The 20,116-nt window shown below is 61.2% G+C and carries 16 protein-coding genes; 10 read left to right on the plus strand and 6 right to left on the minus strand.

All coding sequences use genetic code 11. The annotated features are described in order from the left end of the window. Positions 1-14: 14 nt before the first annotated feature. Positions 15-605 (minus strand): amino acid synthesis family protein, encoded by a 591-nt coding sequence (locus GTQ41_RS11865; RefSeq protein WP_007968626.1) that lies wholly within the window; start codon positions 603-605, stop codon positions 15-17. A 448-nt stretch (positions 606-1,053) separates the two neighbouring features. On the opposite strand from GTQ41_RS11865, the gene GTQ41_RS11870 reads away from it, so the two are divergent. Both GTQ41_RS11870 and GTQ41_RS11875 read left to right on the plus strand, forming a co-directional pair. Next, the gene (locus GTQ41_RS11870; RefSeq protein ID WP_047293884.1) at positions 1,054-2,097 is read left to right on the plus strand and encodes a YCF48-related protein; all 1,044 of its coding nucleotides are present in this window, start codon (positions 1,054-1,056) and stop codon (positions 2,095-2,097) included. Further along, positions 2,094-4,478, plus strand: coding sequence for an RND family transporter (locus GTQ41_RS11875; protein ID WP_047293887.1), 2,385 nt, complete (start codon positions 2,094-2,096; stop codon positions 4,476-4,478). The genes GTQ41_RS11870 and GTQ41_RS11875 overlap by 4 nt, the downstream gene beginning before the upstream one ends. Before the next feature lie 175 nt (positions 4,479-4,653). Here GTQ41_RS11875 and GTQ41_RS11880 read toward each other — a convergent pair whose 3' ends face one another. Further along, positions 4,654-5,373 carry a FadR/GntR family transcriptional regulator gene (locus tag GTQ41_RS11880; RefSeq protein ID WP_007968622.1) on the minus strand — a complete coding sequence of 240 codons (720 nt, stop codon included), beginning with the start codon at positions 5,371-5,373 and terminating at the stop codon, positions 4,654-4,656. A gap of 186 nt (positions 5,374-5,559) precedes the next feature. Then, positions 5,560-7,296: an IlvD/Edd family dehydratase gene (locus GTQ41_RS11885; protein ID WP_047293889.1), complete on the minus strand. Its 1,737-nt coding sequence runs from the start codon at positions 7,294-7,296 to the stop codon at positions 5,560-5,562. Positions 7,297-7,490: 194 nt separating this feature from the next. On the opposite strand from GTQ41_RS11885, the gene GTQ41_RS11890 reads away from it, so the two are divergent. The 8 genes from GTQ41_RS11890 (at position 7,491) to GTQ41_RS11925 (ending at position 14,239) form a co-directional block, all read left to right on the plus strand. Continuing rightward, on the plus strand, positions 7,491-8,813 hold the full coding sequence (locus GTQ41_RS11890; RefSeq protein ID WP_047293892.1) for an MFS transporter: 1,323 nt from the start codon (positions 7,491-7,493) through the stop codon (positions 8,811-8,813). A 158-nt stretch (positions 8,814-8,971) separates the two neighbouring features. After that, positions 8,972-9,964: an AraD1 family protein gene (gene araD1 / locus GTQ41_RS11895; RefSeq protein ID WP_047293894.1), complete on the plus strand. Its 993-nt coding sequence runs from the start codon at positions 8,972-8,974 to the stop codon at positions 9,962-9,964. Between the two features lie 9 nt (positions 9,965-9,973). After that, positions 9,974-11,554 (plus strand): aldehyde dehydrogenase (NADP(+)), encoded by a 1,581-nt coding sequence (locus GTQ41_RS11900; protein WP_217325506.1) that lies wholly within the window; start codon positions 9,974-9,976, stop codon positions 11,552-11,554. A gap of 155 nt (positions 11,555-11,709) precedes the next feature. Then, positions 11,710-12,009 carry a DUF5629 family protein gene (locus tag GTQ41_RS11905; RefSeq protein ID WP_047293896.1) on the plus strand — a complete coding sequence of 100 codons (300 nt, stop codon included), beginning with the start codon at positions 11,710-11,712 and terminating at the stop codon, positions 12,007-12,009. Further along, entirely contained in the window at positions 12,009-13,184 is a 1,176-nt protein-coding gene (locus GTQ41_RS11910; RefSeq protein ID WP_047293898.1) for a lactonase family protein, read from the plus strand. Before GTQ41_RS11905 ends, GTQ41_RS11910 begins: the two co-directional genes overlap by 1 nt. A gap of 157 nt (positions 13,185-13,341) precedes the next feature. After that, entirely contained in the window at positions 13,342-13,521 is a 180-nt protein-coding gene (locus GTQ41_RS11915; RefSeq protein ID WP_041062495.1) for a hypothetical protein, read from the plus strand. Between the two features lie 254 nt (positions 13,522-13,775). Continuing rightward, complete coding sequence (locus GTQ41_RS11920; RefSeq protein WP_047293899.1) at positions 13,776-13,985, plus strand: hypothetical protein; 210 nt, start codon at positions 13,776-13,778, stop codon at positions 13,983-13,985. Continuing rightward, positions 13,982-14,239, plus strand: a complete 258-nt coding sequence (locus GTQ41_RS11925; protein WP_047293900.1) for a hypothetical protein — start codon at positions 13,982-13,984, stop codon at positions 14,237-14,239. Before GTQ41_RS11920 ends, GTQ41_RS11925 begins: the two co-directional genes overlap by 4 nt. Before the next feature lie 160 nt (positions 14,240-14,399). On the opposite strand, the gene GTQ41_RS11930 is transcribed toward GTQ41_RS11925, so the two are convergent. The 3 genes from GTQ41_RS11930 to GTQ41_RS11940 are packed head-to-tail and all read right to left on the minus strand — an operon-like array spanning position 14,400 to position 19,863. Further along, complete coding sequence (locus GTQ41_RS11930; RefSeq protein ID WP_047293901.1) at positions 14,400-14,984, minus strand: glutathione S-transferase; 585 nt, start codon at positions 14,982-14,984, stop codon at positions 14,400-14,402. After that, a complete protein-coding gene (locus tag GTQ41_RS11935) occupies positions 14,981-18,622 on the minus strand; it encodes an AAA family ATPase (protein WP_047293902.1) in 3,642 nt (1,213 codons plus the stop codon). Before GTQ41_RS11935 ends, GTQ41_RS11930 begins: the two co-directional genes overlap by 4 nt. Next, complete coding sequence (locus GTQ41_RS11940) at positions 18,619-19,863, minus strand: exonuclease SbcCD subunit D C-terminal domain-containing protein (protein WP_047293904.1); 1,245 nt, start codon at positions 19,861-19,863, stop codon at positions 18,619-18,621. The genes GTQ41_RS11935 and GTQ41_RS11940 overlap by 4 nt, the downstream gene beginning before the upstream one ends. Positions 19,864-20,116 lie beyond the last annotated feature (253 nt).

Below are 20,116 nucleotides of genomic sequence, written 5' to 3' on the forward strand. Positions count from 1 at the left end.
CCTTTTTATTGTGATTACTGGGCTTTTTCGGCGGCCAGTTCTTCCAGATCGATGTAGCGGTTGCCGATGCGCGGGTGCAGTCGACCACCGTCGGCGCAACCGAGCACCACGACGATTTCGTCGGCACGCGGCGCGTCTTCGATCTGCATTTCCAGGGTGATGTAGTGCGAGCGCAGACCTTCGTCGTCCTTGTGCATCATCGGGATCTGGATCGACGTGCCCGGGCCGCCGCGCTTGTTGGTGAAGCTCAGGTAGCTCTTGGCCTTGACCGCTTCGCGGTAGTGGTTGCCGAAGCGCAGGGTGTGGATCACGGCCGAGGCGTGTTCGATTTCGCCGTCAGCGCCGACCACTGCCGCTTTGCCGTAAGCCTCGATTTTCTCGGCGCCACCGATGATGCCCACCAGACGCTCGACCATCATTGCGCCGAGGTCGGAGCAGTTGGCGCGGATTTGCGGTTTCAGATCTTCGACGAAGCCGTTGCCGACCCACGGGTTCTTCATCACCACAGCCAAGCCAACCATGGTCACTGGCTTGTCCGTGGCCTTGCCGCCTTCGATGAAGGTTTCTTCGACATAGCTGACGATCTTGCGAATTTCGAAACTCATGAGCTGCTCCGTTGGGGATTGAAAGTGTCTGTGCGTCTGATGGTATACCATAATACCGATCGTGCAAGTCCCCCACGCAAGATTTGCCGCATCGATCCGGCGAATGGCGGTGTATTCGCCTGCCATCCTCATCAATCCACTACGACGCGATATCGATGTAGGAGCTGCGGCACGCTGCGATCTTTTGATCTTGTTTTTAAAAAACCGGATCAAAAGATCGCAGCGTGCCGCAGCTCCTACAGGGGGTTGTGTCGGGGCCATTTGGTTAACAAAAGATAACGTGGCGCCGATTGTCAGACGTTTCCAAAGCCCGATAGGATGAGCCAGCTTCCCAAGGCGCTCTGGACTGCGGGTTTCACGGCTATGCTTGTGACCCATCAGTCACCACGAGCACCCTTGCGGCGCCCTAAGGCCCAATGGCCTAACAATAATAAATAGGGGAAGGTCTATGAGTCGTTGCCGCCCGCCGGCGTTACGCAACACCGCGTTGCTGGCCACAGCACTCACACTGCTGGGCTGTGCTGCCTTGTCGGCACCCGTTCTGGCTGCCGAAGCGCCCGCCGACGGGGTGTACTCCACCGAATCGGCCAAAGCCGCCAAAAGCCTGATACTCGATGTTGTCCACGCCGGCACCCGGTTGGTGGCGGTGGGTGACCGCGGGCACATTCTCTTTTCCGACGACCAGGGCAAGACCTGGACCCAGGCCAAAGTGCCAACCCGGCAACTGCTGACGGCGGTGTACTTCGTCGACGACAAGCACGGCTGGGCGGTCGGCCACGACGCGCAGATCCTCGCCAGCGCCGACGGCGGCCTGACCTGGAGCAAACAATTCGAAGACCTCAAGCGCGAAGCACCGCTGCTCGACGTCTGGTTCCAGGACGTCAACCACGGCGTCGCGGTCGGTGCCTACGGCGCATTGCTGGAAACCACCGATGGCGGCAAGAACTGGCAGGACGTCAGCGACCGCCTCGACAACCAGGACCAGTTCCACCTCAACGCCATCGCGGCGGTCAAGGACGCCGGGCTGTTCATCGTCGGCGAGCAGGGCAGCATGTTCCGCTCCCCGGACTGGGGCCAGACTTGGGAAAAACTCCAGGGCCCATATCAAGGCTCGCTGTTCGGCGTGATCGGCACCGCCCAGGCGCAGACCTTGTTGGCCTACGGCCTGCGCGGCAACCTCTATCGTTCCAGCGATTTCGGCAGCACCTGGCAGCAGGTCGAACTCAAAGCCGCGCGTGGTGCGCTGGAGTTCGGCCTGTCCGGCGCCACGCTGCTCGCGGATGGCTCGATCGTGATCGTCGGCAACGGCGGCTCGGTGATCAGCAGCAGCGACAACGGCGAAACCTTCAGCGTGTTCAACCGCCCGGACCGCATTTCGCTGTCCTCGGTGACAGCGGCCGGCGACGGCAATCTGATTCTGACCGGGCAGGGCGGCGTGCACACCACGCAGCCCAACGGCGCCGAAATCAATAATAAGAAGGCGGGGCTATGACTTCCTTGAGCACTCATCATCAGGACAAGGCGACGTTCCTCGAGCGTCTGATTTTCAACAACCGTCCGGCCGTGATCCTGATCTGTCTGGTGGTCAGTATCTTCCTGTTCTGGCAGGCCACGCTGATTCGCCCCTCCACCAGTTTCGAAAAAATGATCCCGCTCAAGCATCCGTTCATCGAGAAGATGATGGAGCACCGCAACGATCTGGCGAACCTGGGCAATACCGTTCGGATTTCGGTGGAAGCCAAAGACGGCGACATCTTCTCCAAGGAATACATGGAGACCCTGCGCCAGATCAACGACGAGGTGTTCTACATCTCCGGCGTCGACCGTTCCGGCCTCAAATCGCTGTGGAGCCCGAGCGTACGCTGGACCGAAGTGACCGAAGAGGGGTTCGCCGGCGGTGAAGTGATTCCGCAGAGCTACGACGGCTCGCCGGACAGCCTCGACATGCTGCGCAACAACGTGCTCAAGTCAGGGCAGGTCGGGCGCCTGGTGTCCAACGACTTCAAATCGAGCATCGTCGACATCCCGCTGCTGGAGTCCTACCCGGACCCGCAGGATCAGGGCAAGCTGCTGGCGCTGGACTACCGCCAGTTCTCCCATGAGCTTGAAGACAAGATCCGCAACAAGTTCGAAGCGCAGAACCCCAACGTCAAGATCCACATCGTCGGCTTCGCCAAGAAGGTCGGAGACCTGATCGACGGCCTGGTGATGGTGGTGATGTTCTTCGGCATCGCGTTCGTCATCACCCTGATTCTGCTGCTGTGGTTCACCAACTGCCTGCGCAGCACCATTGCGGTGTTGAGCACCACGCTGGTGGCGGTGGTCTGGCAACTGGGGCTGATGCACTTCTTCGGTTTCGGGCTGGATCCGTATTCGATGCTGGTGCCGTTCCTGATCTTCGCCATCGGCATTTCCCACGGCGTGCAGAAGATCAACGGCATCGCCCTGCAGTCGAGTGAGGCGGACAACGCCCTGACTGCCGCGCGGCGCACCTTCCGGCAACTGTTCCTGCCGGGGATGATCGCGATTCTCGCCGACGCCGTGGGCTTCATCACCCTGCTGATCATTGATATCGGGGTGATCCGCGAACTGGCGATCGGCGCGTCCATCGGCGTAGCGGTGATCGTGTTCACCAACCTGATCCTGCTGCCGGTGGCGATTTCCTATGTCGGCATCAGCAAACGCGCCATCGCCAAGAGCAAGAAGGACGCGAACCGCGAACACCCGTTCTGGCGCCTGTTGTCGAACTTCGCCAGCCCGAAAGTCGCGCCGGTCTCGATTGCCCTGGCGCTGCTCGCCTTCGGTGGCGGCCTCTGGTACAGCCAGAACCTGAAGATCGGCGACCTTGACCAGGGCGCGCCGGAGCTGCGTCCGGACTCGCGCTACAACAAGGACAACAACTTCATCATCAACAACTATTCCACCAGTTCCGACGTGCTGGTGGTGATGGTCAAGACCGCCACCGAGGGCTGCTCGCGCTACGAAGCGATGGCACCGATCGACGAGCTGATGTGGAAGATGCAGAACACCGAGGGCGTGCAGTCGGCGATCTCGCTGGTGACCGTGTCCAAGCAGATGATCAAGGGCATGAACGAGGGCAACCTGAAGTGGGAGACCCTGTCGCGCAACCCGGACGTGCTGAACAACTCGATTGCCCGCGCCGACGGCCTGTACAACAACAGCTGTTCGCTGGCGCCGGTGTTGATCTTCCTCAACGACCACAAGGCCGAGACCCTCGACCGAGCGGTGCATGCGGTGCAGGAATTTGCCAAGGCCAACAACAAGGACGGTCTGGAATTCATCCTCGCCGCCGGTAACGCCGGCATCGAAGCGGCCACCAACGAGGTGATCAAACAGGCCGAGCTGACCATCCTGATCCTGGTGTACATCTGCGTCGCAGTGATGTGCATGATCACCTTCCGTTCATGGGCGGCGACCCTGTGCATCGTCCTGCCGCTGGTGCTGACCTCGGTGCTGGGCAACGCGCTGATGGCGTTCATGGGCATCGGCGTCAAGGTTGCGACCCTGCCGGTGGTGGCGCTGGGCGTGGGGATTGGCGTGGACTACGGGATCTACATCTACAGTCGTCTGGAGAGTTTCCTGCGCGCCGGTCTGCCATTGCAGGAAGCCTATTACCAGACCCTGAAATCCACCGGTAAAGCGGTGCTGTTCACCGGCCTGTGCCTGGCCATCGGCGTATGCACCTGGATCTTCTCGGCAATCAAGTTCCAGGCCGACATGGGCCTGATGCTGACCTTCATGTTGCTGTGGAACATGTTCGGTGCGCTGTGGCTGTTGCCAGCGCTGGCCAAGTTCCTGATCAAGCCGGAGAAACTGGCGGGGCAGAAGGGCAATTCGCTGTTTGCTCACTGATCCGGGCGCCTGAAACGACAAAGCCGCAACCTCAGGGTTGCGGCTTTTTTGTAGGTCAAGATCAAAAGATCGCAGCCTTCGGCAGCTCCTACAATGAGCACAAGTACACCCGACATTCACCTATACACACGATCCCTGTAGGAGCTGCCGAAGGCTGCGATCTTTTGACTTTGCTTCAGGAGAGCTCGGTACCCAGCACAGCACTCAACGCACTGCGTGCATCATCCAGCTGCACCAGCGTCGCGTGGCGGGCGCCAAGGGCATCACGGTTCTCGATCGCGGTAAGAATCGCCTTGTGCCGTGGCAACGCCAGTTCATGCAGATTCGGCCGCTGGTTGGAATGCTTCAACGCCTCGGCAATCGCCACCGAGAGCATGTTGCACAGGTTCGCCAGCAGATCGTTATGGGTCGCGTCGGCAATCCGGCTATGGAAGTCCAGGTCCGGTTGCAGCAAGGCCTCCGGGGTCGGCGCGGCTTCCATGCGCTGATAGGCCTCGCCAATGGCGGCGATGTCGGCCTCGGTCGCGTGCTGGGCGGCGAGGGCGGCAGCGGCCGGTTCGATGATGCTGCGCACGCTGGTCAGCACATTGAAGAATTCATTCTGCGGGCTGCTTTGCATCAGCCAGTGCAGCACGTCCGGGTCGAGCATGTGCCATTCGCGGCGGGCCTTGACCACCGTGCCGACGCGCGGTTTTGAATACACCAGTCCCTTGGCCACCAGCACCCGCGTGGCTTCGCGCAACACCGGGCGGCTGACCGCGTATTCCTCGCACAACAGCGCTTCGGCGGGCAGTTTGTCGTCGGGCAAAAAGCGTCCGGAGACGATCTGCATGCCCAGTTCCTGGACAATGCGCGAGTGCATGCTTTTACGGTCGGAAGGTTTGCGGTAATCCATGGGGAACGGCGCGATCCTGAGCGATGGAGATGCCGCGCATCATAGCAGGCACCAGACAATCTTGAGGTGGATACACAAAGCAAATGTGGGAGCTGGCTTGCCAGCGATGGCGGGGTGTCAGTCAACATGAATGTCAGCTGGCAGACCGTAATCGCTGGCAAGCCAGCTCCCACAGGGGCGACGGTGTTAGTGGGAATGGCGCGGGACTTCCGCTCCACGGCAGCCGACCAGGAAGTCGAAATCGCAACCCTGATCCGCCTGCAACACATGATCGATGTACAGCTGACGATAGCCGCCGACCAGTAGCTGCTGCGGCGGCTGCAGATCCGCCATGCGCGCTGCCAGTTCGGCATCCGGAATGTCCAGATGCAAACGCCCGCTGGCGCAATCGAGCTCGATCCAGTCGCCTTCCTGCACCACCGCCAACGGCCCGCCAGCCGCCGCTTCCGGGGCAACGTGCAAAACCACGGTGCCGTATGCGGTGCCGCTCATCCGCGCATCCGAGATGCGCACCATGTCGGTCACGCCTTGGGCCAGCAGCTTGGCCGGCAAGCCCATGTTGCCCACCTCGGCCATGCCGGGATAACCCTTCGGCCCGCAGTTTTTCATCACCAGAATCGAGTCTTTATCGACATCCAGCTCCGGGTCGTTGATCCGCGCCTTGTACATGTCGAAGTTCTCGAACACCACCGCGCGCCCCCGATGCTGCATCAATTCCGGGGTCGCGGCGGATGGCTTGAGTACCGCTCCCAGCGGTGCCAGATTCCCGCGCAATACGCAGATACCGCCGTCCGCGCGGATCGGATTGTCGAGGGTGCGGATCACTTCGTCTTCGCCATAGATCGGCGCGTCTTTGGTGTTCTCGCCCAGCGTCTTGCCATTCACGGTCAGCGCGTTCGGATTGGGGATCAGATTGGCCTCACCGAGACGCCGTAGCACCGCCGGCAAGCCTCCGGCGTAGTAAAACTCTTCCATCAGGAAGCGCCCGGACGGTTGCAGGTCGACGATGGTCGGCATGCCGCGCCCGATACGCGTCCAGTCGTCCAGATCCAGCTCGACGCCGATGCGCCCGGCGATGGCTTTCAGGTGGATCACCGCGTTGGTCGAACCGCCGATCGCCGCGTTGACCCGAATGGCGTTTTCAAACGCTTCCTTGGTCAGGATCTTCGACAGGCGCAAATCTTCGCGCACCATCTCCACCGCGCGCATGCCGGACATGTGCGCCAGCACATAACGCCGCGCATCCACTGCCGGAATCGCCGCGTTGTGCGGCAGCGAAGTGCCGAGCGCTTCGGCCATGCAGGCCATGGTCGACGCGGTGCCCATGGTGTTGCAGGTGCCCGCCGAGCGTGACATGCCGCCCTCGGCCGCGAGGAAATCGTCGAGGGTGATGGTGCCGGCCTTGACCTGCTCGCTGAGCTGCCACACCACCGTGCCGGAACCGATGTCCTTGCCCTTGTGCTTGCCGTTGAGCATCGGTCCGCCAGTGACGACGATCGCCGGCACGTCGCAACTGGCCGCGCCCATCAGCAGCGCCGGGGTGGTCTTGTCGCAGCCGGTCAGTAGCACCACGCCGTCAATCGGGTTGCCGCGAATCGCTTCTTCGACATCCATGCTCGCCAGGTTGCGGGTGAGCATGGCGGTGGGGCGCAGGTTCGACTCGCCATTGGAGAACACCGGGAATTCCACCGGAAAGCCACCGGCCTCGATCACGCCGCGTTTGACGTGCTCGGCAATCTGGCGGAAATGCGCGTTGCACGGGGTCAGTTCCGACCAGGTATTGCAGATGCCGATGATCGGCTTGCCGTGGAACTGGTGGTCGGCGATGCCCTGATTCTTCATCCAGCTGCGGTACATGAAGCCGTTCTTGTCGGCCGTGCCAAACCATTGGGCGGAGCGCAGGGTGGGTTTCTTCTCAGACATGATCGATTCTCTTATTGTAAGACTATTGTTTGCGAGTCATGGCTAAACATAAGCGTAAAATCGCCGCTTTGGAAGTGTTGTTGCATAATTAGTATTACTATATAGTCGTTTTCGACGGAGGGATCGGCCCTGGCGATTTTTCGCGAGAGGCGTCCCCCGAGGTTCTATAAAAACAACAATCGGAGACCGATCCCATGAGCCAGGAACTGCGGCTTATCCGCCGCATCACGCTGAAACTGATTCCCTTCCTGATCCTGCTGTACCTGATCGCCTATGTGGATCGCTCCGCCGTCGGCTTTGCCAAGTTGCACATGGGCGCTGACATCGGCATCGGTGATGCGGCCTATGGGCTGGGCGCCGGGCTGTTTTTCATCGGCTACTTTCTTCTCGAAATCCCCAGCAACCTGATGCTCGAACGCTTCGGCGCGCGGCGCTGGTTCGCGCGGATCATGATCACCTGGGGCGCGATCACCATCGGCATGGCGTTCGTCCAGGGCCCGCACAGTTTCTACGTGATGCGCTTTCTGCTCGGCGCGGCGGAGGCGGGGTTCTTCCCCGGCGTTCTGTACTACATCACCCAATGGTTCCCGGTACGCCATCGCGGCAAGATTCTCGGCCTGTTCATCCTCTCCCAACCGATTGCGATGATGATCACCGGCCCGGTGTCCGGTGGTTTGCTCGGTATGGACGGCATCCTTGGGCTGCACGGCTGGCAGTGGCTGTTCATCGTCATCGGCACCCCGGCGATCCTGCTGACCTGGCCGGTCCTGCGCTGGCTGCCCGATGGCCCGCAAAACGTGAAGTGGATGGATCAGGCCGAGAAAGACTGGCTGACCGGCGAGCTGAAAAAGGATTTGCAGGAATACGGCCAGACCCGTCACGGCAACCCGCTGCATGCACTCAAAGACAAACGGGTGTTGCTGCTGGCGCTGTTTTACCTGCCGGTGACCCTGAGCATTTATGGCCTTGGCCTGTGGCTGCCGACGCTGATCAAACAGTTTGGCGGCAGCGATCTGGTGACCGGTTTCGTCTCGTCGGTGCCCTACATCTTCGGCATCGTCGGTCTGCTGATCGTGCCACGCAGCTCCGACCGCATGAACGATCGCTACGGCCACCTGGCGGTGCTCTATGTGCTGGGTGCACTGGGCCTGTTTTTCAGCGCCTGGCTGACCCTGCCGGTGGCACAACTGGCGGCGCTGTGTCTGGTGGCGTTCGCGCTGTTTTCCTGCACGGCGGTGTTCTGGACTTTGCCCGGGCGGTTCTTTGCCGGCGCGAGTGCGGCAGCGGGGATCGCCCTGATCAACTCGGTAGGCAACCTCGGTGGTTACATCGGGCCGTTCGTGATTGGCGCATTGAAGGAATACACCGGGAATCTGGGTTCGGGGTTGTATTTCCTCAGCGCAGTGATGGTGTTCGGTTTGATTTTGACCGGCGTGGTTTACCGCGTACTTGAGCGCAAACACGTCCTGCCAGCCGAGCAATTCGCCGCCAGCGCACGCGGTGCCACCCGAACCTGATATCAAACGAACCATCACCGCAAACCCTGTGGGAGCTGGCTTGCCAGCGATGGCGGCGGCACATCCAACATAGCGGTATCTGACAGATTGCTATCGCTGGCAAGCCAGCTCCCACAGGATTTTGCAGTGTTTCGAAGTTTTGTTTACAGGAGAAATTTATGCATCTGGTTCAATTCGAATTGATCAACGGCGAGCGCCGCGTCGGCGTGGTCGACAACGGGCTGATCCGCGAAGTGCAGGACGCCCGCAGCGTACGCGATCTCGCGCTGGCCGCCATCGAAGCCGGTGGCACTCTGGAGCAGCAAGTACAAACCCACGGCCTGGGCATCGGTCATGACTATGCGCAGTTGCTCAAAGACCTGCGTATCCTGCCACCGCTGGATCATCCGGACCCGGCGCACCTGCTGGTCAGCGGCACCGGCCTCACGCATCTGGGCAGCGCCTCGGCGCGGGACAAGATGCACCAGCAGGCCGGCGACGAAGCACAAATGACCGACACCATGCGCATCTTCAAATGGGGCGTGGAGGGTGGTAAACCAGCGGCGGGGCAGGCGGGCGTGCAGCCGGAATGGTTCTACAAGGGCGACGGCAGCATCGTCGTGCGTCCGGGCGAAGCCTTCCCGTTGCCGCCGTTCGCCGAAGACGCCGGCGAGGAACCGGAGATGGCCGGGCTCTACGTCATCGGCCACGACGGCAAACCCTATCGCCTCGGTTTCGCCGTGGGTAACGAGTTCTCCGATCACGTCATGGAGCGCAAGAATTACTTGTACCTGGCCCACTCGAAACTGCGCAGTTGCAGCTACGGCCCGGAACTGCGCACCGGCGAACTGCCGCAGCATCTGGCCGGCACCAGCCGCATCCTGCGCAACGGCGAAGTGCTGTGGCAGAACGAATTCCTCAGTGGCGAGGCCAACATGTGTCACAGCCTCGCCAACCTCGAATACCACCACTTCAAGTACCGCCAGTTCCTGCGCCCGGGCGACGTGCACATTCACTTCTTCGGCACTGCAACCCTGTCGTTCGCCGATGGCGTTCGCACCCAACCGGGCGATCAGTTTGAAATCAGCCAGGCCGAATTCGGCGCCCCGCTGGTCAACGGCATCGCGCCAGCAGCAGCGGCCTTTCAACCGGACAGCATCGGCACCCTTTAAGGAGCTCCCATGACGCAGATTCCTGGACACAACTTCATTGGCGGACAGCGCAGCGCAGCGGGCGACGTGACACTGCACAGCGTCGACGCAACCACCGGCGAACAGCTGCCGTACGCATTCATTCAAGCGACTGAAGCCGAAGTCGATGCCGCCGCCAAAGCCGCCGCCGCAGCGTACCCGGCCTATCGCAGCCTCAGCGCCGAACGCCGCGCGCAATTTCTCGACGCGATTGCCGACGAACTGGATGCGCTGGATGATGATTTCGTCGCGCTGGTCTGCCGTGAAACCGCGCTGCCCGCCGGACGCATTCAGGGCGAGCGCGGGCGCACCAGCGGGCAGATGCGCCTGTTTGCCAAAGTCCTGCGGCGCGGTGATTTCTATGGCGCGCGAATCGATCTGCCACTGCCCGATCGTCAGCCGTTGCCGCGCCCGGACCTGCGTCAATACCGCATCGGCCTCGGCCCGGTGGCGGTGTTTGGCGCGAGCAACTTTCCGCTGGCGTTTTCTACAGCGGGCGGCGATACCGCTGCCGCGTTGGCCGCCGGTTGCCCGGTGGTGTTCAAGGCGCATTCAGGTCATATGGCTACCGCTGAACGTGTGGCCGAGGCCCTGATTCGCGCCGCCGAAAAAACCGCGATGCCGGCAGGCGTGTTCAACATGATTTACGGCGCTGGCGTTGGCGAATGGCTGGTCAAGCATCCGGCGATTCAGGCGGTTGGTTTCACCGGTTCGCTGAAGGGCGGCCGCGCACTGTGCGACATGGCCGCGGCACGGCCGCAACCGATCCCGGTGTTCGCCGAAATGTCGAGCATCAACCCGGTGATCGTTCTGCCTCAAGCCTTGGCTGAGCGCTCGGAAACCATCGCCCGCGACCTGACCGCTTCGGTGGTGCAAGGCTGCGGTCAGTTCTGTACCAACCCGGGTTTGGTCATTGGTATTCGCTCGCAGCAGTTCAGCGCCTTCGTCCAGCAAGTCGCCGGGCTGATTGGCGACCAACCGGCGCAAACCATGCTCAACGCCGGCACCCTCGGCAGCTACGGCAAAGGTCTGCAAAAGTTGCTGGCGCATTCCGGCATCGAGCATCTGGCGGGTAATCCGCAACAGGGCAATCAGGCGCAGCCACAACTGTTCAAGGCCGATGTCAGCCTGTTGATCAACGGCGATGAAGTGCTGCAGGAAGAAGTGTTCGGCCCGACCACGGTGATCGTCGAAGTGGCGGACAAGGCCGAACTCAGCGCGGCGCTGTCGGGCCTGCACGGGCAACTGACGGCGACGATGATCGGCGAGCAGGCCGACTTCGAACGCTTCCCGGAACTGACGCCGCTGCTCGAACAGAAAGTCGGACGGATTCTGCTCAATGGTTATCCAACGGGTGTGGAGGTGTGTGATTCGATGGTGCATGGCGGGCCGTATCCGGCGACTTCCGATGCGCGCGGTACCTCGGTGGGGACGCTGGCAATTGATCGGTTCCTGCGCCCGGTATGCTTTCAGAACTACCCGGATTTCTTGCTGCCCGAACCACTGAAAAACGCCAACCCGTTGCGCATTCAGCGGCTGGTAGACGGCAAGCCCTCGCGCGACGCCCTCTGACCCATCACTCTGTAGGAGCTGCCGAAGGCTGCGATCTTTTGACTTTGATTTTAAAAAACAAGATCAAAAGATCGCAGCCTTCGGCAGCTCCTACAGAGGGATCGAGGCGCTATAAGCTATCATTGGCCCTTTCCCCCCTAGAAAGACTGTTTGCCATGACTGCCCAAACCCTTCTCAACGCCCTCGAACACTGCGGCATGGTCGAAATCGATGGCTTGCACGCCTTCGAATTTGCCCTCGACGAAGACGACAACCTGCACATTGAATGCATCGACGGCCGAGAGGCCAAGCATTGGGAGTTCACCCCGGCGCAGGTTGCGGCGGCGACGTTTGATGAAGACCTGCAAAGCTGGCTGATCATTGGCTACGCCAGCGACACCAAGACCACCGGCGAACACCGTCTGGTCTGCCTCGGTGATGTGGTCAGCAGCAGCGACGACGAGGATGACAATTAATGAACATGCGTAAATTCTGGCCATTGCTGATGGCTGGCAGCGTCGGTGCGATGGGCCTGTCCAGTGCCAGCGCCGAGAGCTATCAATTGCTGGTCGGCTCCTACACCGCCGGCACCAGCCAGGGCATCTATCGAATGAATTTCGACAGCGCCACCGGCCAGATCGCCGCCAAGCCGCTGCAAGTGGTGAAGAGCGAAAACCCGTCATGGCTGACCTTGTCCAAAGACCAGAAGCAGCTGTTCGTGGTCAATGAAAACGGTCCCGGCCAGAAAGACCCGGTCGGCCGCGTCAGCAGCTATTCGATCGATCCCAAGACCCACACTCTGACCCTGATCAATCAAGTGCAGAGCCTGGGCAACGAGCCGACCCACTCGAGCCTCAGCGGCGATGCGAGCCATCTGTTCGTCAGCAACTATTCGGTGGTGGAAGATCCGGGTGGCACCCTCGCGGTGTTGCCGGTCGGTGCCGATGGCAAACTCAAACCGGTGGTGCAGATGAGCGCGCACCCGGCGAGCCGGGTCAACCCCGAGCGTCAGGCCTCGAACCACGTGCACTCGACGGTGTCCTCGCCGGATGGCCGCTACGTGTTCTCCAACGACCTGGGGGCGGACAAGGTCTTCATCTACCAGTTCGACCCGAAAGCCAACCCGGAGCTGCCGTTAACCCCGGCGAAAACTGCTTCGGTGAGCCTGCCGGCCGGCAGCGGCCCGCGTCACTTGCTGTTCAGCGCGGACGGCAAGCATGCCTGGCTGACCATGGAAATGAGCGCACAGGTCGCAGTGTTCGACTATCACGACGGCGTGCTGACCCAGACGCAACTGGTCGATCTGGCTGCCGGTCAGCCGACCTCGGACAAAGCCGCCGCCGCGCTGCATGCCTCGGCCGATGGCAAGTTCCTCTACGTCAGCAACCGTGGTACCGCCAACCAACTGGTGGTCTTTGCGATCGATCCGGCGAGCGGCCAGCTCAAGGAACTGCAAAAACGTTCGGTGGAGGGCGATCACCCGCGCGAATTCAGTCTCGATCCAAGTGGCAAATTCCTGCTGATCGCCAACCAGAAGAGCAACGAAATTGTCGTCGTCGAGCGTGACGCCAAGACCGGTCTGCTCGGCAAAACCGTGCAGAAACTACCGATGGACGCGCCCAGTGACCTGAAGTTTATCGTGCGACAATAAGCCACAGGCCCCGGTTTACGGGGCCTGTCTCTTTGTATTAATCGCGCTGATATCCGGTAATGCTACAAAGCATTTCAAGCGATCAACCCTCGAGCGGTAAGTTTGCTTCACGGCCCAACCGGGCAAAGCAAGCCAACCGAACACGAGGGTTACCGCCATGAACTTCAATCTCTTCTCCGTCATCGCCGCTTCCGCTATCTCCGCCACCGTTGCATTGCCAGCCAGTGCCAACGTTGAAATCGCCAGCAAAAAATCCCACACCCAGAGCTACACCCAGAAATACCTGCAACAGAGCGCCAACTTCTACGCCGCACTGGATCACAAAGCCCAACACTGAAAGTCTGATTTGGCACCACTCCCTGTAGGAGCTGCCGAAGGCTGCGATCTTTTGATCTTCAACGTTAAAAGATCGCAGCCTTCGGCAGCTCCTACACGTTTGTGCGTTGGACGACTTGATAGGTTTCTTCAAACACGCGAATAGAAGGCCTAAATAATCAACCAAGCTGATGTTTACTATGGCAAACCCTGAGTGGTTACCACGGCTTTTTTGATTGATCCTGACGGCACTGAAACATGCCCACGGAGCACATCATGGCCAGTTCAATCATCACCTCAGCCAAGCGCGGCGCCTACCTGGCCATCGGTCTTTACCTGGCCTTGGTGCTGTTCGTCAGCATCGCCGCGCAAACCCAACACAGCGTCGACGCACCGATCGAAGTCGCACACCCCGGCATCCAGTTCGAACACCGCGCAGACGTGCTGGTTGATCGTGCTGAACTCGCAGGAGTGAGCGGCGCATGAAAGGCTACAGATTCTGGGTCATCGCCGGTCTGGCATTGATGACCAATGGCGCGGCGTTACTCGGTTTTGGTCAAGGCTCGGTCGGTGCGCTGGCGCGGGCCATAGAGGCCAATCACAGCATTGCGCACAATATCGAACGGGCCAACTCGCAGGGGTTGCTGGCCGGTAATCCGCCGATCAAGGCTGAGGTCGATTTTCTTGGGCCGTTTGAAGTGGATTGCATGGCACTGGGCATGTGCAACGCACTGGCTTAGACAACCCGATCATTGTGGTGAGGGGATTTATCCCCGATGGGTCGCGAAGCGGCCCCAGACCCGGCAAACCGGATTATTTTGATACACCAAGGTGTCTGATTTCAGGGCAGCTTCGCCGCCCATCGGGGATAAATCCCCTCGCCACAGGGATTCCCTGGGGTTATTTCTTCATGATGGAGGTGAAGAGGTTGGATTCGAGGAAGCGCTGTAGCCACGCCTGCAAGCGAACATAGGGCGTCTGCGCGAACCACTCGCGATCCACATGCGCAAACTGTCGAACGAACGGCAGCAACGCCACATCTGCCAGACTCAAGTGATTACTCAGCAAATAATCCCGACCTTCAAGCAACCCATCCAGCCGCTGCAGAAACACCGCCCCTTCGGCCCGATAAACCTCCATTGGCTGCTCGGGATAGCGCTCGGCGTATTTGTAGCGGTTCAAATACACTTTGAACACTTGATCATTGGCTTCGATCAATTCGGCAATTCGTGAATCACCGCCGAGCAGCCAATCGTCCGGATCATGCTGCGCCAACGCCCAGCGCATGATCTCCAGACTTTCATCAATCACCTGTCCATCCGCATCCAGCACCGGCACCGTGCCTTTGGGTGAGATCGCCAGCATCGCGGCCGGTTTGGCCTTGAGGCTGACTTCGACGATCTCCACCGCTACCCCCGAATAGCGCAGGGCCATTCGCGCGCGCATCGCGTAGGGGCAGCGGCGGAATGAGTACAACGTGTTCATTTCACCTCCAATGTGCTCAAGCCGTTGCCCTGGCGCTGCACCTGAATCTGCACCGGAATCCGCTCGTGCATTTCCTGCACGTGGGAAATCACCGCGACCTTGCGCCCCTGCGCCTGCAAGCCGTCGAGGGCATCCATGGCCAGTTGCAGCGATTCCGGATCGAGGCTGCCGAAGCCTTCGTCGATGAACAGCGATTCGATTTTCAGCGTGCTCGAGGCCATCGAGGCCAGCCCCAGTGCCAGAGCCAGTGACACCAGAAAGGTCTCGCCGCCGGACAGCGAATGCACCGAGCGCAATTCGTCGCCCATCTCGGTGTCCAGCACCAGCAGGCCGAGCATGCTGCCGCCGCGTTTCAGGCGATAGCGTTTGACCAGTTGACGCAACTGCACGTTGGCGTGATGCACCAGCAGGTCGAGGTTGTAGGCCTGGGCGATCTTGCGGAAGGTGTCGCCGGTGGCCGAACCGATCAACGCGTTCAGGCGCGCCCAGCGCTGGTACTCGGCATAGGCGTCGGCGATCTGTTGCGCCAGCGCCTGATTGGCGTTCTGCCGGCGCTGATCTTCAGCTTGTTCTGCGCGCAATTCGGCGCACTGTTGCTCGCTCAGATTGAACTGGTTCTGCAGCTCGGCGAGGGCGCTGGCGAGTTGTTCGGCATCGAGATTGCCGTTGTGCTGCGCCTGATGATCGGCCAAGCGCTGATCGCGTTCCTGCAGCAGCACCCTGGCCTGTTCGATGGCTTTTTCGTTGTGCTGCAAGCGCTGGCGCAGTTCACTGAGCTGAGTGTCATCGACGCGCAGCAGATCTTCCAGACCGCCGTCATCCAGTTCAGGATGGCGTGCGCGCCATTCGGCAATCTTCTGCGTCAGTTCGTCGTCTTCGCTTTGCAGTACCTGCAAGCGTTCCTGTTGCGCCTTGAGTTCGGCACTGATCTGCACCTGTTGCGTGCGCACGTTCTGCAGTTGCGCAGCGGTGCTGGTTTCGGCGTTGCGCGCTTGTTCCACAGCCTGTTCCAGCTGCTGCTGCCAGTGCTCGGCGCTGCTGTGTTCGCCCAGCAACTGCGCGAGTTTTTCCTGACTGGCCTGTTGCTGCTCGGCCAGGGCGCTGAACTGCTGCTCGGCGCTCTGCAGTTGCTGTACGCGGCTGAGCTGGCGATCCTGTTCTTTCTCCAGCGTCTGCTGGCGCTGCTGCTGTTCGGCCAACTCTTCCTTCTGCTGCTCGACCTGCGCCAGACGCTCGGCGATCTGCCGATCCAGTTGCATGAAGGTTGCCGCCGGTTCAACGCGCAGGGCTTCGAGGGTGTCGGCCGGCAACAGGCTGGCGAACGCGGTGAGCTCTTCGTCGAGACGCTGACGGTCGCTGCTCAGTTCGCGCTGTTGATTGCTCAGGTGCTGCGCCGCTTGCTGATGTGCGGTTTCGGCGTTGCGCAGTTGCTGGGTCAGGCGCGCCGCATCCTGTTGCAGGGTGAGCAGGGCGCTCTGGCGTTGTTCGTCCTGAGTGATGCTCTGGTTCAACTGATCGTTCTGCCGAGTCAGCCAGGCATCGCGCTTGTCGGCGTCCTGATTGAGCAACTGAGGCGCCAGCGGATGCGTCTCCAGACTCGGCGCCAATGCCTGCAACTGGGCGGTCAATTGTTCCTGCTGTTGCAGCAGCTCTTTCTGCCGGGCGATCACGCCACCGACTTCAGCGCGCAACTCGGTGAGTTTTTCCTTGAGCTGATCCACCGCGTGCTGCGCGCTGGCCTGCTCGGATTCATCGTGTCGGCCGAGGCTTTGCAACAACGCTTCCGGCTGATGATACGGGTGCTCGTGGCTGCCGCAGACCGGGCACGGCTGGTCGTCCTGCAACTGCGCGCGCAGCTCTTCGACACTGGCGCTGCGCGCCAGACGCTGGCGTTCGAGCAGTTCACGGGTGACGTTGAGGGTTTGTTCGGCGACGGTCAGCTCAGCCTTGGTTTTCACCCCGTCCTGGGTCAGGCGCTCGCGTTCCTGCTGCGCATCGAGCAGACGCTGTTGCAGCTCGTCGCCGCGTTTTTCCAGCTCCTGCTGACTGGCCCAGAGCCGCGTCAGGTCTTCGATGGCGCGCAGTTGTTTGCGATTGTCCTGCAACAGCGTGCCGAGGATGCCGATCTGTTCGGCGACGGCATTCGGCTCGGCGCCGGCCTCCTTGAACAGCACTTCCAGTTGTTGTTTTTGCGCGGCCAGCGTCTCGGCGCTAAGCGCAGCGTTCTGTTCGAGGGACGCCAGTTCGGCCTGCCCCTTGTTCAGGCGATTGCCGATCAGCATCAGCTGTTGCAGGCGATCGCGGTAGGCATTCCATGCATCGCTGAGCGGCGCCAGACCCGCACTCTGTTCCAGCCCGGCGGCGATTTTCTGCAGGCGTTCAGCGACCTCGGCCTGTTTCGCCTGCAAGGCTTGAATCGCGCTCTGGCCTTGCGTGCAGGCTTGCTCGGCGGACTGGCGGGCCTCGGCGCTGAGGGCGGTGTCCTTGGCGAGGCGGGCAAGGGTGCTTTGCTCGTCGAAGGCCTGACGCAGCAGCGGGGCACTTTCGCTGTGCCGCTGCTGCGCTTCGCTCAGGGCGATGTTTGCCGCATTGAGCGCCTGTTCCAGTTGCGTCTGGCGCTCGTTGAGCTCGCCGTGTTGCTGGGTATGCGCGGCAATCTGTTCTGCCAGCGGCGTCAGTTGCGCATCCAGTTCAGTCTTGCGCGCGAACTGGTGGCGTTGCGGCGCGAGTTGCTCCAGGCGTGTCAGCTTCAGGCGCTCGCCAGCCAGACCTTCCCACTGCTGCTGTGCACTCTGCAGTTGTTCGGCGGCCGCTTGCTGCGCATCCTGCAACTGGCGCAAATCCTTGAGCCAGCTGTGTTGTTGCTCCAGTTGCTTGAGCTGCGCCTGCTGCAACTTCAGCTGTTGCTGGGCGGCGTTGAAGCGTTCGTCCAGCTCGGCCCGCGCTTCGGGCGTCAGCGGAGTCACGCCAGTGGCCTGATCCTGCAACAGCTTGTGTGCTTCGCGGGCCTCTTTGGTCTTGTCGAACGCGCGGCGACCGAGGCGGGTGTAGAGCGCGGTGTCGGTGAGTTTCTCCAGCAGTTCGCTGCGGTCGTTGTCGTCGGCCTTGAGGAACGCGCTGAACTCACTCTGGGCCAGCAGCACGGCGCGGGTGAACTGTTCGAAGTTCAGGCCCAGCGCGGCTTCGAGTTGGGTCTTGTATTCGCCTTTCTGGCTGGCGAGCAGTTGATCCTGATCGATGTCGCGCAGGCTCTGGCGGCTGGCCTGCAACTTGCCGCCGGCCTTTTCCCGGGCGCGGTTGGCTTCCCAGCGCGCGCGATAACGCCGGCCATCGACGCCGACAAAATCCACTTCCGCGTAACCTTCACCGGTACCACGGCGCAGCAAGGTACGCGGGTCGCCGGTGGCGATTTCGCCGTCGGCATCCGGCACCTTGGCGTCGCGGCCAGTGTTATTCAGGCGCGGCACGGCGCCGAACAGCGCCAGGCACAGCGCATCGAGCAAGGTGCTTTTACCGGCGCCGGTCGGCCCGGTGATCGCGAACAGGCCGGCACTGGCCAGCGGTTCGGCGGTGAAATCAATCTCGAACGGCCCGGCCAGCGAGGCGAGGTTCTTCAAACGAATGGCGAGAATCTTCATGGCTGCTCGCCCTCCAGTTGTACATCCTGCAGCAGCTCGGCGAAGTCCTTCAGCGTCTGTTCATCGACCTCGTTGCCGTAGTTGTCGAGCCAGGCACGGCTGAACAATTCCTGCGGGGTGAGCTGATCCAGCTCGACCAGCGCGCTGCCGTCGTCGCTGCCCTCGGCGCCACGGTTGCCGGCGTACTCAGCGGCGATCCGCACCAGGCGCACGGCTTTGCCTTGCAAGGCGTTTTCCACCTGATGGCGCAGATCCGGCTGCGGCTCGTCGAGGGTGACGCGCACTTCCAGCCATGGCTGACGCTGGGTTTCAGCGAGCAGATCGATATTCGGCAGGTCAGCCAGTTGCAGCAGAATCTCCGCCAGCGGCGCCGGGCCGATGCGTTGCAGGTTGACCGAGCGCGGGATCAGTTTCGGCTCGACGCTGACCAGGGTTTCGCCGTCGAGGGTGATGTCGAGAATCTGGTGTTGATAGCCGATCTCTGAAAACGACAGCGGAATCGGCGAGCCGCTGTAGCGAATGCGTTCTTCACCGTTGACCTTCTGCGGCTTGTGCAAATGGCCGAGGGCAACGTAACTGATGCTCGGCCCGAACAGGCTGGCGGGCAGCGCCTCGGCGTTACCGATGATCAGGCTGCGCTCGGAGTCTTCCGAGACCGAACCGCCAGCCATGTGTGCGTGGCTGATGGCAACCAGCGCCTGACCCGGCTGGCGCTTGGCATTCGCCGCTTCGATCAGCCATTCATGCACCTGTCCGATACCGCGCAGATAGTCGTCGCCCAGATGCGCACCGGTCACTTCCGCCGGACGCAGGAACGGCAGCGCCAGGCACCACGCGGCGATTTCGCCTTGGGCATTGGGCAGTGGCAGCAGCAGCCGTTCGGCGTCGAGCTGACCGTCATCCAGCCACAACACCCGGCCCAGCGCATGGGTGCGCAAACGGCGCATCAACGGCGCGGGCAGCTCGATGCGCGAGCCGGAATCGTGGTTACCGGCAATCATCACGATGGTCAGCAACGGCTGCTGCTCGTGGGCACTAACGATGAAATCGTAGAGGCGTTCCTGGGCTTTGACCGGCGGATTGACCGTGTCAAAGATGTCCCCGGCTATCAGCAGCACATCCGGCTGCGCCAGTTGCAATTGGCGCAGCAGCCATTCGAGAAAGCACGCATGCTCGAAATCGCGCTCCTGGCCATGCAGGTTTTGCCCAAGGTGCCAGTCGGAGGTGTGGAACAGACGCAAGGTGGACTCCGCTACAAAAAGAGGTGATGGCCGCGGGGGAAATGATGGGCGGCGAAAGAGGAGGGAGTTTACTGGCAAAAGCACTCGCTGTGGTCGAGCAGTGCCCAAGTCAAGTGAAGGTCTCTGTGGCGAGGGGATTTAGCGAAACGTCGCACCGCCCCGATCGACTGCGAAGCAGTCGTAAAATCAGGCTATGTGGTGTGTCAGGCAGACTTGATTTGTAGAGTTCGGGGCTGCTTTGCAGCCCATCGGG

This window comes from Pseudomonas sp. AN-B15 (assembly GCF_019056475.1).
GTDB classification, from domain to species: domain Bacteria; phylum Pseudomonadota; class Gammaproteobacteria; order Pseudomonadales; family Pseudomonadaceae; genus Aquipseudomonas; species Aquipseudomonas parakoreensis.

What these genes read in the sequence shown, in the direction of transcription:
- GTQ41_RS11930 (WP_047293901.1), bottom strand. Translation starts at nt 14,984, where the DNA reads ATGAACACGTTGTACTCATTCCGCCGCTGCCCCTACGCGATGCGCGCG.
- GTQ41_RS11910 (WP_047293898.1), top strand. Translation starts at nt 12,009, where the DNA reads ATGAACATGCGTAAATTCTGGCCATTGCTGATGGCTGGCAGCGTCGGT.
- GTQ41_RS11885 (WP_047293889.1), bottom strand. Translation starts at nt 7,296, where the DNA reads ATGTCTGAGAAGAAACCCACCCTGCGCTCCGCCCAATGGTTTGGCACG.
- GTQ41_RS11935 (WP_047293902.1), bottom strand. Translation starts at nt 18,622, where the DNA reads ATGAAGATTCTCGCCATTCGTTTGAAGAACCTCGCCTCGCTGGCCGGG.
- GTQ41_RS11905 (WP_047293896.1), top strand. Translation starts at nt 11,710, where the DNA reads ATGACTGCCCAAACCCTTCTCAACGCCCTCGAACACTGCGGCATGGTC.
- GTQ41_RS11915 (WP_041062495.1), top strand. Translation starts at nt 13,342, where the DNA reads ATGAACTTCAATCTCTTCTCCGTCATCGCCGCTTCCGCTATCTCCGCC.
- GTQ41_RS11865 (WP_007968626.1), bottom strand. Translation starts at nt 605, where the DNA reads ATGAGTTTCGAAATTCGCAAGATCGTCAGCTATGTCGAAGAAACCTTC.
- GTQ41_RS11870 (WP_047293884.1), top strand. Translation starts at nt 1,054, where the DNA reads ATGAGTCGTTGCCGCCCGCCGGCGTTACGCAACACCGCGTTGCTGGCC.
- GTQ41_RS11925 (WP_047293900.1), top strand. Translation starts at nt 13,982, where the DNA reads ATGAAAGGCTACAGATTCTGGGTCATCGCCGGTCTGGCATTGATGACC.
- GTQ41_RS11880 (WP_007968622.1), bottom strand. Translation starts at nt 5,373, where the DNA reads ATGGATTACCGCAAACCTTCCGACCGTAAAAGCATGCACTCGCGCATT.
- GTQ41_RS11890 (WP_047293892.1), top strand. Translation starts at nt 7,491, where the DNA reads ATGAGCCAGGAACTGCGGCTTATCCGCCGCATCACGCTGAAACTGATT.
- GTQ41_RS11900 (WP_217325506.1), top strand. Translation starts at nt 9,974, where the DNA reads ATGACGCAGATTCCTGGACACAACTTCATTGGCGGACAGCGCAGCGCA.
- GTQ41_RS11875 (WP_047293887.1), top strand. Translation starts at nt 2,094, where the DNA reads ATGACTTCCTTGAGCACTCATCATCAGGACAAGGCGACGTTCCTCGAG.
- araD1 (WP_047293894.1), top strand. Translation starts at nt 8,972, where the DNA reads ATGCATCTGGTTCAATTCGAATTGATCAACGGCGAGCGCCGCGTCGGC.
- GTQ41_RS11920 (WP_047293899.1), top strand. Translation starts at nt 13,776, where the DNA reads ATGGCCAGTTCAATCATCACCTCAGCCAAGCGCGGCGCCTACCTGGCC.